General features: G+C 45.1%; 14 protein-coding genes. 6 read left to right on the forward strand and 8 right to left on the reverse strand.

The genetic code is table 11. From position 1 onward, the window contains the following. The first annotated feature begins 365 nt into the window (after positions 1–365). A complete protein-coding gene (locus BM122_RS12145) occupies positions 366–1,643 on the forward strand; it encodes a L,D-transpeptidase family protein (protein ID WP_256212029.1) in 1,278 nt (425 codons plus the stop codon). Between the two features lie 17 nt (positions 1,644–1,660). Here the strand turns inward: BM122_RS12145 and BM122_RS12150 are convergent, their stop codons facing one another. After that, entirely contained in the window at positions 1,661–2,536 is an 876-nt protein-coding gene (locus BM122_RS12150) for a hypothetical protein (protein WP_074905805.1), read from the reverse strand. Between the two features lie 95 nt (positions 2,537–2,631). Between BM122_RS12150 and BM122_RS12155 the strand changes: the two genes are divergently transcribed. Genes BM122_RS12155 through BM122_RS12165 form a run of 3 tightly spaced genes read left to right on the forward strand, consistent with a single transcriptional unit; the run spans position 2,632 to position 5,984 of the window. Further along, positions 2,632–4,584 (forward strand): hypothetical protein, encoded by a 1,953-nt coding sequence (locus BM122_RS12155; RefSeq protein WP_074905806.1) that lies wholly within the window; start codon positions 2,632–2,634, stop codon positions 4,582–4,584. 21 nt (positions 4,585–4,605) lie between these two features. After that, positions 4,606–5,646, forward strand: coding sequence for a DUF6519 domain-containing protein (locus BM122_RS12160; RefSeq protein ID WP_074905807.1), 1,041 nt, complete (start codon positions 4,606–4,608; stop codon positions 5,644–5,646). A gap of 29 nt (positions 5,647–5,675) precedes the next feature. Beyond that, a complete protein-coding gene (locus BM122_RS12165) occupies positions 5,676–5,984 on the forward strand; it encodes a DUF6519 domain-containing protein (RefSeq protein ID WP_074905808.1) in 309 nt (102 codons plus the stop codon). A gap of 184 nt (positions 5,985–6,168) precedes the next feature. Here BM122_RS12165 and BM122_RS12170 read toward each other — a convergent pair whose 3' ends face one another. Genes BM122_RS12170 through BM122_RS12185 form a run of 4 tightly spaced genes read right to left on the reverse strand, consistent with a single transcriptional unit; the run spans position 6,169 to position 10,386 of the window. Beyond that, positions 6,169–7,368 carry an ABC transporter permease gene (locus BM122_RS12170; protein ID WP_074905809.1) on the reverse strand — a complete coding sequence of 400 codons (1,200 nt, stop codon included), beginning with the start codon at positions 7,366–7,368 and terminating at the stop codon, positions 6,169–6,171. Beyond that, on the reverse strand, positions 7,365–8,567 hold the full coding sequence (locus tag BM122_RS12175) for an ABC transporter permease (protein ID WP_074905810.1): 1,203 nt from the start codon (positions 8,565–8,567) through the stop codon (positions 7,365–7,367). Before BM122_RS12175 ends, BM122_RS12170 begins: the two co-directional genes overlap by 4 nt. Continuing rightward, positions 8,564–9,235 (reverse strand): ABC transporter ATP-binding protein, encoded by a 672-nt coding sequence (locus tag BM122_RS12180; RefSeq protein ID WP_074905811.1) that lies wholly within the window; start codon positions 9,233–9,235, stop codon positions 8,564–8,566. Before BM122_RS12180 ends, BM122_RS12175 begins: the two co-directional genes overlap by 4 nt. Beyond that, entirely contained in the window at positions 9,232–10,386 is a 1,155-nt protein-coding gene (locus tag BM122_RS12185) for an efflux RND transporter periplasmic adaptor subunit (protein ID WP_074905812.1), read from the reverse strand. The genes BM122_RS12180 and BM122_RS12185 overlap by 4 nt, the downstream gene beginning before the upstream one ends. Positions 10,387–10,712: 326 nt before the next feature. Here BM122_RS12185 and BM122_RS12190 point away from each other — a divergent pair, with 326 nt between their 5' ends. Continuing rightward, positions 10,713–12,386 (forward strand): MutS-related protein, encoded by a 1,674-nt coding sequence (locus BM122_RS12190; protein WP_074905813.1) that lies wholly within the window; start codon positions 10,713–10,715, stop codon positions 12,384–12,386. A gap of 162 nt (positions 12,387–12,548) precedes the next feature. Here the strand turns inward: BM122_RS12190 and BM122_RS23325 are convergent, their stop codons facing one another. After that, entirely contained in the window at positions 12,549–12,725 is a 177-nt protein-coding gene (locus BM122_RS23325; RefSeq protein ID WP_177198119.1) for a hypothetical protein, read from the reverse strand. 549 nt (positions 12,726–13,274) lie between these two features. Between BM122_RS23325 and BM122_RS12205 the strand changes: the two genes are divergently transcribed. Then, positions 13,275–14,960 carry a GGDEF domain-containing protein gene (locus BM122_RS12205; protein WP_074905816.1) on the forward strand — a complete coding sequence of 562 codons (1,686 nt, stop codon included), beginning with the start codon at positions 13,275–13,277 and terminating at the stop codon, positions 14,958–14,960. A 256-nt stretch (positions 14,961–15,216) separates the two neighbouring features. Here the strand turns inward: BM122_RS12205 and BM122_RS23330 are convergent, their stop codons facing one another. Together BM122_RS23330 and BM122_RS12210 are read right to left on the reverse strand one after the other, a co-directional pair. Continuing rightward, positions 15,217–15,390 carry a hypothetical protein gene (locus tag BM122_RS23330; protein WP_177198120.1) on the reverse strand — a complete coding sequence of 58 codons (174 nt, stop codon included), beginning with the start codon at positions 15,388–15,390 and terminating at the stop codon, positions 15,217–15,219. A gap of 180 nt (positions 15,391–15,570) precedes the next feature. Beyond that, positions 15,571–15,834 carry a hypothetical protein gene (locus BM122_RS12210; protein WP_074905817.1) on the reverse strand — a complete coding sequence of 88 codons (264 nt, stop codon included), beginning with the start codon at positions 15,832–15,834 and terminating at the stop codon, positions 15,571–15,573. Between the last annotated feature and the right edge of the window lie 463 nt (positions 15,835–16,297).

Genomic DNA, 16,297 nt, shown 5'->3' on the forward strand with positions numbered 1-16,297 from the left:
TAGTACTGATCAAATAATCCGTGTATAAATCTAAATACTTTGTTTTCATGCCAGGAATATACGCTATCAGCGTGGGGCTGCGTAACATCAGTTAATATATTGATTAAACGATAATGATTCTTTTATATCACAGCGCAGAGGATTTTTATCCGACGAAATATCTTGATCAAGTTATAATCGCAATGCTTTAGGATTTCAGAATTTTTCTGATAAAAAGTAGAGTATTGTGCTGTCTTAAGATGCTGTTTTAGGTCAGAACGCAGCTAAATGCCAATTGGTTTATAGAGATTTGCTTGAATATCAAGCACCTGATAGGACTATCGAAGAGGTCAGGCTTGCAATCAATAAAGCATGGATGTTAAGTAATGAAAATTTCCAGCAACAGATTAAGGATTGATCACAAAAACTGGCTAAACCAAAGCCACATGGCGGTATTAGGGAGTCTGAAGAGTTTAAAGGTAAACAGATCAATCGAGCTTGTTGCCTTGAATTGCACACTTTCATCGTCGTTGCGTCATGGACTAATGTGCGGTTTGCTCGGCGTTATTTTCCTTCTGAGTGGCTGTCAGTCAATTTTGACTGAACCATCAGCATTGCCCGTTCCTGTGGCCAAGCCGTTGCCCGTTCCAGCAGCTAGTCATGAATTCAGCTTCGATCCAGATCGAGAGGATGTAGTCGGCACACTGCGAGTCGTTACTGTTAACAAAGGTGACACACTTTCTGATATCGCCCGGCGATTTAATCTTGGCTATGAAGAGATCGTGAGCGCCAATCCAGGCGTCGATCCATGGTTACCGGGAGTAGGCACTAAAATTGTGATCCCAACTCTGTTCGTACTGCCGGACGCCCCGCGTAATGGCATCGTGGTTAATCTTGCAGCAATGCGGCTATTTTATTTTCCAAAGACCAAGGCAGGAAAACCGCAGAAAGTCATTACTCATCCGCTTGGCATTGGGCGCGTGGAATGGAAAACACCAGAAGGTCTGACTAAAATCACCTCCAAAGTAGAAAATCCTAGCTGGATACCGACACCTTCCATCCGCAAAGAACACGAGAAAAATGGGGATCCATTGCCAGCCGTCGTGCCGCCAGGACCTGATAACCCGATGGGCACCCATGTGCTGAGACTGGCGTGGCCGAAATTTGCCATCCATGGTACTGATAAGCCGCCGAGTGTTGGTTTGCGCGGCAGCCATGGCTGTTTGCGCATGTATCCAGAAGACATCGTGCGCATTTACAACGACGTACCAGTTGGTACACCGGTGCGAGTAGTCAATCAGCCGCGTCTGTTTGGCTGGCGTGGCCGTGAACTATATATGCAGGCCTATCCTACCCTGGAAGACGACAAGCGCAATCACGATAAATCACTCAAGAAATTGTTGAGCGAGACACGCTCGACACCTAAAGCGAAACTCGATGCACGATCTAAAGCTAAGATCAACCAAGCCTTACTCAAGGAAGTGATTCGCAAGCCGCGCGCCCTAGCCACTCCAATCACACAGCCGAATATGACTCTAAGCGCCTATCTCGCCCGCACTGCACATGTGCGAAACACACTGCCGCTCAATGCCACCTGGGATGGCGACATGAGCAGGCAATTGACGGCCGCAGAAGTACTCGAGATGGCAGAAAGGGAACCTTAATAGCTTGACCAGATCATTTATTGAATTGTTGTGATAAGGTTAATCCCAATTTTATATTCCTCGGCAGGCGGGCTATTTAACGTGATTTCCCACATAGTAATGTCAGCAGGGTTAATCCCATAAAACCCTCCTAATATGTTCTGGCAGCGCATATCATTAGGGTCAGGACGTGCCATAGATGGGGGAGGGCAAAATGTATAAATTCTGAAAATTGATCGCCCAATCTGCGGTAAATCGTAGGTCTGTTGCCAAATTTTCCCATCCCTTGTCGTTAGCTTGAACACAACCGCATCCGAAGAGGGGTTCACATAACTATTAGCAACTTCTAGATTGAAGCCCAGCCCCAAAGCGCCAATCGATTCCGAAGCGATAGAGAGACTGTCCCCGACGCTGCCACCGGAGCTAATATCTGCAACCACTCCAATAGATGAAAAGCTGCGAGCTAGCCATTGCGTCTGCCCGGTAGCACTAAACGTGCTGCCTGCCTGGATTAAAGAACTTGCCATGGTATCCATGGTATCAATGCTGCCAAGCAAAACAGTATGTTCTCCTTGGCCAAGATTATTGAAGAATAACTCCCACGCTTTCACTCGGGTTAGGTCAAAATTGCCGGTCGGCCCCCAAGCTGCCATCGTCCAGCCATTCCCGTTGGGATCTAGAGAAAATCTGTAGGGAAACACGTAATTGCCATTGTGCATAGAGTGATATAAGGAAGTCGTTCTAAACACATCCAGCGGCTTTCCTTGTTGCCAGATACTGCCATCCTCCATGGTCAAGCTCATGATCAGTGCATTCGGATCCAGATTTGGATCAGCTTTTACTAATGCCACAATTTGGCTGTGGTTAGTGGCTGTCAGATCAAAATAGGACTGTGTCTCTTTGCGTAACGACACAGTTTCCCACGGATCGCTTTCTGATCGGTAGACCGCTTTTATAAATCTAGAGGGATCATACCATTCGCTACCGCAAGCGCAAGGGTACCCTAGCTTTGCTGGAGTTGCTGGCCAACGATATCGCAGGATGGCCTGCGCGTGCGGTGGAATATTACAAACTGCTTAGCTGGACGCAAGCGCTCAATCATTTACATTTGGAACGGGGGCGTACGGTTGATTTACGCAACAATCATCAATTGGAGTTACTGAATAGTCCTTTTGATCAACTGACACATACCGTAGACGTGCGGCGAATTAATTCCCAGCATACGATAGGTCGTCACAATATTCCGAGCATCGGTATGTTCGTCTGGCGGCTCAAATCTTATTCGGTTACCCAATCACCGGCTTACTGCGTAGAAGCAGAGGGACATCATTGTTTTACCTTTAGTGTATTAGGCAATGATGCACCACTTTTTGTAAAACCGAAGCCAGAAACAGATCCTACTCATATTGCCGATGAATTTAATTTACCGGTGCCAATGCGCCGAAACGCATTAGCAGCACATAAAGATCATCTCTATGGAGTAAACAACAGTTTTTATATCGAAATAGGAATAAAAGATGGGAAATCCGAGGATATAAAACTTATACCGCTGCCTTACAAAATCATTTCAGCGGATTTAAGTGGTTGGCAATATCATCCGCACCTTGGAACGGTAGCCGTTGATCCAGTGTTGGGCCGAATTACTTTTTCGCCGCAACAGGCACCAAAAAATGGGATATGGGTCAGTTATCGCTATGGCTTTAGTGCAAATATGGGCGGGGGAGAATATGACCGACAACTGTTTCGGCAAACCGATTTTAAAGTATTTAGTGTTAAACAAGATGGTCCACTTAAAACTATTACTGAAGCTATCAAGCAATGGGTTGAAACTAAGCCTGCTCATGGCATTATTGAGATCAACGATAGTCGAGAGTATGTTGAGCCAATTAAAATTGAGTTTGCTGATGGTCACAAAAGTCTCCAGCTACGTGCAGCCAATGGAAAACGTCCAATGATTCGACTGATAGATTGGCGAACGAGCCAGCCCGATGCCTTGATTATTTCGGGAAAGGTAGGGGAACATTTTACGATGGATGGAGTGATGATTACAGGCCGAGCTGTGCAATTGGATGGCGATTTGAAACATGTGACTATTCGTCATGCTACTTTAGTGCCGGGGTGGAGTCTGGACTGTAACTGTCAGCCACAGTGCATAACCGAGCCTTCCCTTGAAATTTTCAGCCCACGCGTTTGCGTTGTTATTGAGCATTGTATTTTAGGTTCGATTCAGATTAATCCGACTTTACCAGAATCGAATGAAGAACTGGAGCCATACACCCATCTTTCGGAAGATGAGGAAATGCAAACTTATATTTTGGAGAATGTAGTTCAGCGAGCTCAGTGTGAAGGTGTGGAAAGAGAAATCCGGCTAGATCCAATCCGCTTATGTATCAGTGACAGCATTGTTGATGCAACCAGCTCCGATCAGGAGGCGATTGGTGGACCAGACTGTCCAATTGGATACGCAGTTTTGACCATTATCCGTAGCACGGTATTTGGCAAGATACAGGTGCATGCCATTGAGTTAAGTGAAAACTGCATTTTTGATGGACTCATCACGGTCGCACGGCGGCAATACGGTTGCTTGCGATTCAGCTTTATCATTCCTGGATCGCGCACACCATCGCGTTACATGTGTCAGCCTGATCTGGTGGAGAGTGCGATCGAGGAGAGCCTCCGTAAACAAGCGAAGCTACTCCCTACAGCCAGCGAAATTGAGGCAGCAAAATACTGTGAACGAATTCGTGTTAAACCGCAATTCAATAGCATACGTTACGGTACACCGACCTACTGTCAGTTAGCCTTGAACTGCGCTCGCGAGATTAAACGAGGTGCGGATGATGAATCAGAAATGGGTGTTTTTCATGATCTCTTTCAACCACAACGTGAAGCCAATTTGCGCACTCGCTTGGATGAATATATTCCGGCAGGGTCAGATGTAAGCATTATTTTTGCCAGTTAAATCAGAATTAGGAGAATGACAATGAAGGGTGATTTTTCAAGGGATACATTTGATCCACTCAAACATTTCAGCCGTGTATTGGAACAGCAGGGGCGTGTACGAGTTGATGCTGATTCGAATGAGCAAACAGCCATTTTGCTGCATTACTTACGTACTCTCGTTACTGATTTGATTGGGCCATATGCTGGTCCAGAAGACTCATATGGATTTAAGATAGGACAAACAAATAATGGGGATTTTACAATAGGTGAAGGGCGCTATTATATCAATGGAATCTTATGTGAAAATGAAAAACTTGATAATGGCAAAGAGGATATTACTTATAAAACACAGCAAGATTACCCCAATCCCCCACATTTAGATCCTGGGGAAACTTATCTGGTTTACCTTGATGTCTGGGAGCGCCATATTACAGCTCTGGAAGATGATTACATTCGTGAAACAGCGCTTGGTGGACCGGACACTGGAACCCGCACCAAGATAATATGGCAGGTCAAAATAGAGCAATGGGGCAAGACAAATCCCATTCCAGAATCATGCAAAAAAATGCATTTTGAATGGGAGGATGAATGGGTAACCCGCTGGCAACCTGCCAACCGTGGTTTATTGAAAGCGCGTGTAAAGCGCCCAGAAGAATCGAGTGGTCCCTGTCTGACTGCGCCAGATGCGAAATATCGAGGTCAGGAGAATCAGCTCTATCGAATTGAAATTCATCAAGGAGGTAAAGTAGGGGAAGCAACTTTCATATGGTCCAGGGACAATGGTTCGGTAGCCAGTCGAGTGCTGAAATTATCTGGCACTGAATTGAATGTAGAGAAGCCGCTGGGTTTTGAACCCGGAATTTGGGTGGAACTTAGCAATGATGAGCAGGAGCTGAGAGGAGGAAAGCCTGGTGTCTTGAGGAAATTGATCAAAGTGGAAGGCGACCGCTTCACACTCGAGTCACCATTATCTACACCTTCTGACATTCCAAATAACGAGGATTGGCCAACCAAGGTGCGCCGCTGGGATCAACGCGGAGATGCAATACTTGTGAGAGAAGGGAAAGGTGAGGATGGATAGAAATTGAAAATGGCATCGAGATTCAATTTGTGTCAACTAATAGCAATGGTGAAAGTGAGAATACCAGTGGTGAGAAGCTGACGCACATCTATCGAACCGGAGATTACTGGCTCATACCTGCCCGGGTTGCCACAGGTGATATCGAATGGCTTGTAGAGTTAGATGATAAAGGAAAGCCAAAGCTAGTAGATGGAAATAAAGATCCTATTCCAAAACAACCATTTGGTATAGATCATTATTATGCACCTTTGGCGATTTTGGCCACAGACGGAAACCCACATAATTGTCGGTGCTCTTTCACATCCCTTAGAAAATGTCTCAAGGATCAAGAAGATTAGCTTACTGAATAATAATGGTAAATCGAATATGAGGATATTAATATTGAAGGGTTTAATTTCTTCAGGTTAGATTTCTTGTCCTCTTGATGCGTTAGAAACAGAAAGGACGACTGACCCGAAGGGAAAAAACGGCATAATACCTTGCTGCTCATAGCGGGGATAGTCGTTTTTATGTCGCCGCAATTTATTCCGTCCTCAGTGCATCAATCGGATTAAGTTTTGCCGCGTGCATGGCAGGAACGACACCTGCTGCCAGACCAATCAGAATGGAGACAGTTAATGCACCCATGACAAAGTCCCAAGGAATATTGACAGGCAATTCGCTTACTACGATTTGGAGAAGCTTAGCGAGTGTAGTGCCAATTGCTAATCCAGCTAATCCGCCAAGTGCTGAGAGTATCGTAGATTCCATCAGAAACAATAGGCGGATACGGGCGCGGGTGGCACCTAGCGCATTGAGCAATCCAATTTCGGCCACACGCTCAGCAACAGAGATATGCATCAGCGTTACCATGCCTACGGCACCGACCAGTAGCGAAATGCTACCCAAGGCAGCGACAGCAAAGGTGAGCACTGTCAGTACAGTAGAAAGGGTAGAGAGCATTTGTTGTTGAGGCGTCAAGGTAAAATCTTCGCGCCCATGCCGTTCGATGAGAATGCGCCGCACATCCTCCGTAACAGCTTGCAAGGGTGCTTCGGGTGGATAGACGATTTGTATTTCCATTAAACCTTCCCGATTGAACACTTCTAGTGCGCGCGCAGTGGGAATAAATACCGTGTCGTCCAGATCGAATCCCAGTATTTGGCCTTTGAGCGCCATCACACCAATGATGCGAAAGCGCGAGCCGCCTACCTGCAAAATGGCACCGAGCGGATTGGCATTACCAAATAGTTCGTTGTGTGCTTTTGCCCCGAGCACAGCAAATGCGCGTGGATTGCGTGGATCATCCGCAGGCAAGAACTGACCAATCGCCACGCTCATATTGAATGCCTTGTCAAAATCAGAACTTTGTCCATAAATCGTCACACGTCGACTGCGACCTGCCGCACGGATTTCAGCATTCCCCATCACACTGGCATTGATATATTGAGCGTGGCGAGAGTGCTTTAAAGCCAGTGCGTCTTCAATGGTCAATATGCGTACACTACTGATGGCGCCGACCGATCTACCGTGGGCCATGCTTTTTCCAGGGGTGACAGTCAGAATATTAGTGCCAAATTGGGTAAATTCAGCTAATACGAAGCGCTGAATGCCTTCTCCTATTGAAGTGAGCAGAATAACAGCGGCAATGCCGATAGCAATTCCCGAGGCTGACAGTAGCGTGCGCAGCCAATGAGCACTCAGAGCACGCAGAGCGAATTGCAATGTATCAAGTGTACTCATCTGCCGCTGAGTGCCTTGACAGGATCCAGCCGTGCAGCGCGGGCGGCAGGAAGCAGGCCAGCAAGGATGCCCGTTACCAGTGCAATGACGATACTGGCGAGACTAGCCCAGACAGGTGGCCAGGCAGGTAATTGTGGATAAGCCAGACGGATCAATAAACTTCCCACATGCCCCAACATAAAACCGAAGATGGCACCAGTCAGTGATAACCAGGCAGCCTCAGTGAGAAATAAGCGGCGGATGTCACTTCCTGGAGCTCCGATGGCTTTGAGCAGCCCAATTTCATCAGTACGCTGACTGACCGCTACCAGCATCACATTCATGATTAGAATACCCGCTACTGCTAGACTGATCGCAGCGATACCCGCTACACCGAGGGTCAGTGCACGGAAGATGCGATCGAAGGTAGCGAGCACTGCATCCTGAGTGATAATGGTGACATCCTCCTCGCCATCATGGCGCTGCACCATGAGTTCGCGGATAGCTTGCTTGGCGGAGGAAATGTCATTACGATTCCTGACTTCGACCAGGATACGGAAGAGTGAGGTCGTATCTAATAATGCCTGAGCATGATCAATCGGAATAATTACGATCTCATCTGAATTGAAACCCATTGTTTCTCCTTGCCTGGCAAGCACTCCTGATACGATGAATCGTCGATCAGCCAGCCGGACACGCTGGCCGATTGCATTGCCTTCAGGAAAAAATTCCTCAGCTAATTCTGCTCCCAAGACAATTTGCGCGCTGTATTGTGCGCCATGCGCCAAAAAACTTCCTTGCGCCAATTCCATGTGACGGATGGGCAAGAGATCTCCGGTACTCCCGAGGATAGTGACATCGCGTAAACGACCGACGGCAGCGAGCTCGGCGGTACCTACATTGAGTGGGGCATAGCGTCGAATTTGATGAAGCTGGCCAAGCCAGCGAGCATCTTCTAATGTCAGATCGCGTGGAGTCTGCCCCATAGATGCACCCGGGAAGCTACCTGCGGTTTCCGCGCGACCAGGTAAAACGATAATCAGATTAGTCCCGATGGATGAAAAACGATGAATCACAAAACGACGCGCGCCATCACCTAGTGCTGTTAGAACGACGACTGCAGCTACACCCAGCGCCATGGCTAGAATGATGAGGAATGAGCGAGTGGGGTAGCTTTTAACCGTTTTAAAGGAAAATAGAAAGATATCCTGCAGCTTCATTGCTCATCTGCCACAATGAGACCATCGCGCATGGCAATCCGCCGGTGTGCTCGTAGCCCTAGTTCACGATCATGTGTTACGACAATAAGGGTAGTGCCAGCATGGTGCAACTCTTCCAGCAGCGCTACGACTTCCACACCAGTTCGATGATCGAGGTTACCGGTTGGTTCATCTGCCAGCAAAGCAGTGGGGCGCAGAATGGTCGCGCGCGCAATGGCTACCCGCTGGCGCTGACCCCCGGATAATTCAGCCGGTCGGTGTTGAGCACGTTTACTCAGATCAAAAGCATGCAGTGCTTTTTCTATGCGTATTTTGCGCTCAGCTGGTGGGATACCCGCCAAAATCAATGGCAGCTCGATATTTTCAGCAGCAGTAAGACGGGGTACCAGATGAAACGATTGAAAGACAAAGCCAATTTTTTCCCTACGCACACGTGCCTGCTCGGTTTCGGTTAGATCAGTGACATCGCTACCATCGAGCTGGTAGCGCCCGCTATCAGGTCTGTCCAGTACGCCGATGACATTGAGCAAAGTAGATTTGCCTGAGCCAGAAGTCCCCATGATGGATACATATTCACCCGAAGCAATTGCCAGATCAATGTGATCAAGCGCACGAATTTCCTGCTCACCCATATGAAAGATTCGGGTAATGGCGGTAAGTTGAATCATGATTGATTGGTTTTAGGTTTGACGATGACGCCGGCAGCAATGTCTTCGTTATCAAAGGATGTCAATACCTGCTCACCTTCTTTCAAGCCGCTGATGATTTCCGTGAATGCCCAATTGGCCAGTCCCGTTTCTATGGTGCGCTCTTCAATGCGATCATGCTGGTCTAATACCAGTACTTTGCTCTGTTGTCGGATAGCTTGTGTCGGGATACGTAACACCTGTTCATGCCGATCAATAATGACTTCGACATCAGCGCTGTAGCCCACTAACAGAGCATAGTTTGAGCCTTCGGTAAAATTGACTTCAACATCAACAGTACGAGCCTGCTTTTCTATTTCAGTGACATAGGGCGCAATACGGCGCACCGTACCGGCAAAAGTTTGGCCAGGTAAGGCATCGAGTGTGATGCGTGCTTCTTGTCCGATTTTTATTTTGGGGGCATCTATTTCATCCATTGGTGCAGTAACATACAAGCAGCTATCATCGATCAAATCAATCGCGGGAGGCGTAGGAATACCCGGAGGGGAGGGCATGGTATATTCACCCAGTTCGCCTGTGACTTGCGCAATAATGCCCGCAAAGGGCGCATAGAGTATGGTGCGATCCAGATTGGCTTGAGTGACTTCGATCTGAGCTTGGGTACGTTTGACATCTGCTGCCGAGGCAGCACAGTTTGCCTGACGGGCTTGCGCATTAGCATCAGCTTCTTCAGCCCGTTGTGAACTGATAAACCCTTGCGCAACCAGTTGCTGGGTTCGGATTGATTCGCGTCTTGCATTGTCTGCCATAATGCAGGCTTCGCGCTGCCGGCTTTTGGCAGTGACCCATTGTTGTTTAGCCAATTCATGTTGTGCTACCAGATCAGCATTCCACAGCTTCAACAGAATATCCCCCTGCTTGACACGATCACCTTCATCTACGGGTAGTTTAACAATTTGCCCTCCTACAGCAGGAGCCAGTTTGGCTCGCCGGCAAGCTTTAATCGTGCCAGCACGCGTATTGACGACAGTGGCTTCCACTGTGCCGCGTGTAATGGTACCAACTTCGACTTCTACAGGCGGTTTGCGTGTGAAGTACCAGCCTGCATAACTCAGCAGGGCGGCTATGATGAGCAAGATGAGCCAATGAGACAATATTTTTGTTTTAAGCATGATAGAAATGCCTCAGTCACTTCAATAGGCAAATATACTCATATATTGTTATCAATTATTATTAAGTAAATTTATCATCGATTACACTAGAATCGTTTTGCCTGATTATGCCACGCATAGACGGTATAGATATGCTAGATTCTTAACACTCGGAAAACTTCGACTGCAAATGGTTGGCAGCCGGCATGAGAAGCTTTACATATTGTAATTGGGCGAAATTAATTTTGTTTCAGTAATATTATTTTATGCTCGTTATGGATGAGTGCGGGTAGACACAAGTATGCAAATTATCACAAGCGTTATTTTGTTAAAAGCAGGAAATAGCCATGAATGATGCAACAGAATCCAATTCCATTTCTATTTGGCGCACACCATTTATTTTATCAAGTGGTAAGCAGCCTGCAGGTATACGAGATACGCGGCCAACTGACGCTGATTATGGTGTACTGGATCCCAAAACATTCCATGCGATAGAAGCGGATGCTTTATTTGAGGAAATCAATCAAGCTGAAATGCAGATAGGGCAATCGGTACTTTACCGATCATTGGCTAGACCTACCCATGATGTACAATTGCTGCAGAAAAAACAGGAAGCATTACGCGAGTTAGCAGCCCATCCCGAACTATTTGCAGCACTGGATAGCTTCATTAAGAAAATGGTGTCTGGGGAAGAATCTCTCTACTATCTGCTCTATGGAGAGTTTGCGGGTGGACTGACCACAGATAATCCAAAAAATAAGACAGGGAAACTGGAATTTGGTGGCTATGGTTATCATCAGTTTATTGATGGAACTGAATTCGCGGTCAGTCTGGTTGAAGAAGCGGATTCGCTGCCACCCGTGCAAAGTACGTATTTGCAGGAAATGATTCAAGCCATTCGTGATTTTGCTAATTCCCGAATTTACGCTTTAATGCATGGCCCAATTTACGTTATCGATGGTAAGTTTAAAACCAAGGAAGAAAAACCACCTTATTTGCCTGTTCCCCGCTTTCGGCCCTCTGTGTTCAAATGGCTGCCCACACTGATTTTTTTGTCCATAGTAAGTGGTTTGCTTTATTTCTTTCAAAACATGCTGGTTGAGTTAGGTGTCACTTATATTGGCTATGGCATGCTGATACTTACCATACCGATCATTCCCATTATCATGCAGGCTGTCAGTTCTTCCGACCGGGATTCCGTGATTTATCCTTTACAAAGACTTTTCCGACAAAGCCCTGATCTGGCTAAAGCAATGGAAGCGCTTGGCATGATTGATGAATTGCTGTCTTTGCTCCGCTATGCTCAGTCTGTCAATGGGGAAAGGGTGTTGCCTGAAATCATCGAGGCAGGGCAACACACGCTTACTGTCAGAAATGCAAAAAATCTATTGCTTGCCAGAATGCAACCAGACTATGTTCCCAACGATATCCAATTGAATGCAGCCAATCGTCTACTGATTATCACCGGGCCGAATAGCGGTGGAAAAACAGCTTATTGCAAAACTGTCGTACAGATTCAACTGTTAGGGCAAACGGGGAGTTATATCCCTGCAACGGCTGGGCGGTTAGTGCCAGCAGAGCATATTTTTTATCAAGTACCTGAACCAGGACGCTTAGAGGAAGGAATGGGGCGTTTTGCTCACGAACTGAAACAAACCCGTGAGATTTTTTTCAATTCGACTTCCCTCAGCCTGGTCGTGCTTGATGAGCTGGCGGAAGGGACTACCTTTGAAGAAAAAATGACGCTTTCCGAGTATGTACTCAAGGGCTTTCATAAGCTCGGTGCAACGACCATACTGGTCACTCATAACCACGAGCTGTGTGAACGTTTACAAGGCGAGGGTATCGGCAGCTATTTGCATGTCGAATTTTTACCAGAAGGCCCAACTCACCGCTTGATCTCAGGGATATCCCGTGAGAGTCATGCTGATCGTGTGGCAAGTGCTATCGGTTTCAGTAAAGAAGATGTAGAAAAGCATCTTGCGGCATTAAAAGATTCTGCTGTATCCGAGAAGGATTAATAGTAGTTTACTTATTAATATTCAACATGTAGAGATAAATCAAACAAATAATTTACTCGCTTTGAGGGATATCTTGTATGTTTGTGTAAACGGTGCACTAGTTACCATTTAAAAATTCTATCTTAAAACAGGATAGTAAATAAACTCAAAACAACTTTCCAATTAGAAACAGGCATTGTCTAATTTTTGCTGATATTGTGTATCGTATTGCCAGTTGCATTGGTCGCATTGGTCATTGATAACAGGTTTATTCCAGCTATAACTAAGATGCTCTGTCATTCCAGTTTCTAGTGCTGCTTCATCAGCTTCTTCGTAAGCTGCTTGAATAGACCATTTCACCAATCAGATCTGCCGGCTTCTTGTAATGAGCCAGTAGGCTGCTTTTGCCTAACCTCCATTCTTTTTTAGGAGGTTATCGGCAGAAATTAGCACAAGTTCCGGATGACAAGGCTTCAATTTGCTCACATTGATGGAATTGAGCCTTGCCCAGCCTTCATTGGGAAACTTCTTTGGCCCACCTCCTGGCACTTACCCAGAGTCTCCAGGCTACTCCACCATGACGGAGCACAGGCTATCAGGCTATTTGAGGCTGCCACATATAGAGGAATTATAGTTGTAGAATGGGACTAATTAATAGATAGTATAAACACTAGAAATTCTTTAAATAGCAGTATCTTAGATTTCCTTTGCTTAATATCAGGAAGTAATGAAACTGCAAGAAATATCTGTTATGTCTCGATATATGAGATACATTTTTTCGTAATCGTAAACAGCAATAGGTAATAGTTCACGTTAAATTGTTAACCTACGTGAGAATAGGTTGCCTAGGCAAGTTGAGAGATTACATAAATATGACACACAAAACTACCATACTGTACCACGATATATATGCTTAAATTTCCTTTGGGGCACGGTTTATTCTCAAAATGTGATGACTATAAAGTCATTATTGCCGGCAGCCTGTCAGTTGTAGGATTGGCGCTAGTAGCGGGCATTGCAGTCTATAGTCTGATGAAACCTCAAATTGAATCTGCATTTAGCAGAAACATGGAAATCGCATTGAAGAATAAGCCACATTTTTTTGAAAATCAAACTGAGAAATTTCCGATGTATGCTCACCATGACTCGTTTCTAGCATGGGCTGATAATCAGCTTATTCTGCATATTAAAAAAGATGTGCTGGATCAGTACGAGCAGCGTATCGGAAGCATCACAACGGAAAAAAGGCTGCCGCAGCTAACAAGCTATCTCAGAGAAATCAAGGAAATCAGTAAAAGTGCTGAGCTCATATTGTGCGAAACGCTAGAAGTAGCGGGGCAGGAAATGATATGTCTTTTGAGTAATGCTCATTTTGTTAAATTCGAGCAGTTGCCAAGTGAAGTTAGAGAGACAAAAACGCTCATGAGTTACGCACTGGATGGGAAATCAGGCATTACTAGCATGAATGAATATCGGCAAGTACCCGTGGTGGCATCATTTACTCCGGTGGGCTCGCTTGGTATGGCACTGATACTGGACAAGGAAGAGTTATGCAGCGCGATGATGGAGCAAGGAAAAATCATCGCAGCGTTTGTTTTTGTGCTAATAATCACAGGATTACTGCTATTGTTCTGGCTGATACTGCCTCTAATGCGCAAATTGGCCCATTCCGAGAGAAAAGCACGGGAACGTTTGAAAGAATGCCAATGTCTGCATGGAATTCGCCGCGATATGGAGCATAATTTGCCGGAGGAAGAGTTTTACCAAAAAGTCATGGTGCGTCTGATAAAGGCGATGCAGTTTCCAGAAATCACCTCTGTCATGATCAAACTTGGCGATAAGCAATTTGTTTCTGATCGATACAATAAGGATTTAATGCATAGGCTGCAAGCTCAGATCATAGTCAATGGTGAAGCTTATGGATGGTTACAAGTCATTTATAGTGAAGAACGACCCTTTTGGATACCGGAAGAACAAGATTTGATCGATACGATCGCAAGTGATCTGGGAAGATGGATTGAGCAGAACCAGACAAAGCAACGCATTACCCAGATGGCGACCCACGATGGACTAACCGGACTACCTAACCGTTATTTACTACACGACCGCATCAAACAAGTACTGGCTCATGGTCGCCGTACACATGAACAGGCAGCGGTGCTATTTATTGATTTAGATCGTTTCAAGAGCATTAACGATTCACAGGGGCATGCAATAGGTGATTTGCTCTTGCAGGAAGTAGCAACAAGGCTAGCTGCAATTATACGTAGCGCCGATACGGTAGCGCGTCATGGCGGAGATGAATTTATTATACTTTTACAAAACATCACAGATAGCCAGGAAGCGAAAGTGGTGGCGCAAAAAATATTAAATGAATTGACCCAGCCGTTTCATATTCATGGGAAGGAATTGCATATAGGCGGCAGTATCGGCATTGCCCTCTTCCCGCACGATGGAGACGATGTGGAGACATTGCTGAGGAATAGTGATATCGCCATGTACCATGCCAAAAAGAGCGATCGCAATAGCTATCGGTTCTTTTCTCCCGAAATGAATCAAAAAATAGCAGAGAATGGTTCAGTAGAGTTGAGATAATTGGGTTGGTTAGGATAATTATTCCAATTCCAAATCAAACATGACGCGGAGGCGAGCCGCAGACACTATAAAAATAATACGGCAAGGTGAAGCCGACAAAGTCAGTTTTGATTTAGAAGTAGAATTAGGCTTCTTTTATATGAAACGATAAAGCAATATGAGGCAACTTACTTGTCCTTTGTATAGGTGTTTTTACGAATGTTCTGTCTCTGGAGGGATGATGCTCGGAATCAGCGCCGTAGAAACCAGAGTAATTCTAGTATGCATTAGAAACTGCATTAATAATCCGATATATCAAACATAGTGGTCGATAATTACCCCACGCAATAACCATTTCCTCTAGCCGCTCCTTAAGTTTTTTCCAATCCTCGCGTAGTGCAACATCTCCCTGGGGATGAGCGGTATCCGGCACTAGCTTACTGCCAGCCATGGCGAATCAGTATTCGATAAACCAGTAAATATCCCCGGGAAAGCCGGGGATATTTACTACCATGATTGTCACATTTTTTACAAGTCGTTGCGTAAAATCTGAGAAAATGGCCAAAATGGTTTTTACTTTTTATTTTTTCAAAGGGTCTTGATGACTCCACTAATTTGAGTAGTGCTTGACCTATGGGAACATAGGGTAAATAGTTCTTTGAAATTTTTTATTTTTCTTGGGTTTGATTTGTTGCCGTAGTTGTGCTTGCTTATGAGTTTGCTCCTGTCGATTTGTTTGATAGTTATCTTGCTGAATGCTGCTATCAATGGCGATAACCTTCGAAGAACTAGCTCCACTGGCAGAGACATTTATTGAATTTGCCGATACATGTCCGGAGGTACCACATGCAATAAGGATGATTACAAATATTGTTTTTTTATTAAACAAATTCATTTTATTTCTCCTTAGAAATATTTAACTATTCCTAGTCTCATCAAAATGTTTTACATAACTCCTTATCTGTTTAATGATCGTATATGGCATTTCACACAATAAAAATAAGCGCATACCTTAATTTTTTATAAGGAAAGTCTTTAAAATTGAATAAGAAAAATTCTTCTTCATATATTGGAGGATGAGGAATAGTGATTGGATTAGGTAAGGTTTCAATTCCTAAATTAAATTTATGTCAATTTATTTGACATATGATATTTTGATAAATCACTTATCCCCTTGCCAATCGTACTTCAGTACAATATACAAACTGAACATAGTGTTGAACAAAGTTCTTTAAATAGCGCTATCTTGATGTTCGAAACATCAAGACACCAATAGCAAGACAAATCCCTGCCTATTACCTTGGAAATTGCCATTAATCAACAGGTAATTCTTGATCAAATCGTAGAGGGAAACGCAG

Source organism: Nitrosomonas communis (assembly GCF_900114745.1).
GTDB lineage: Bacteria > Pseudomonadota > Gammaproteobacteria > Burkholderiales > Nitrosomonadaceae > Nitrosomonas > Nitrosomonas communis_A.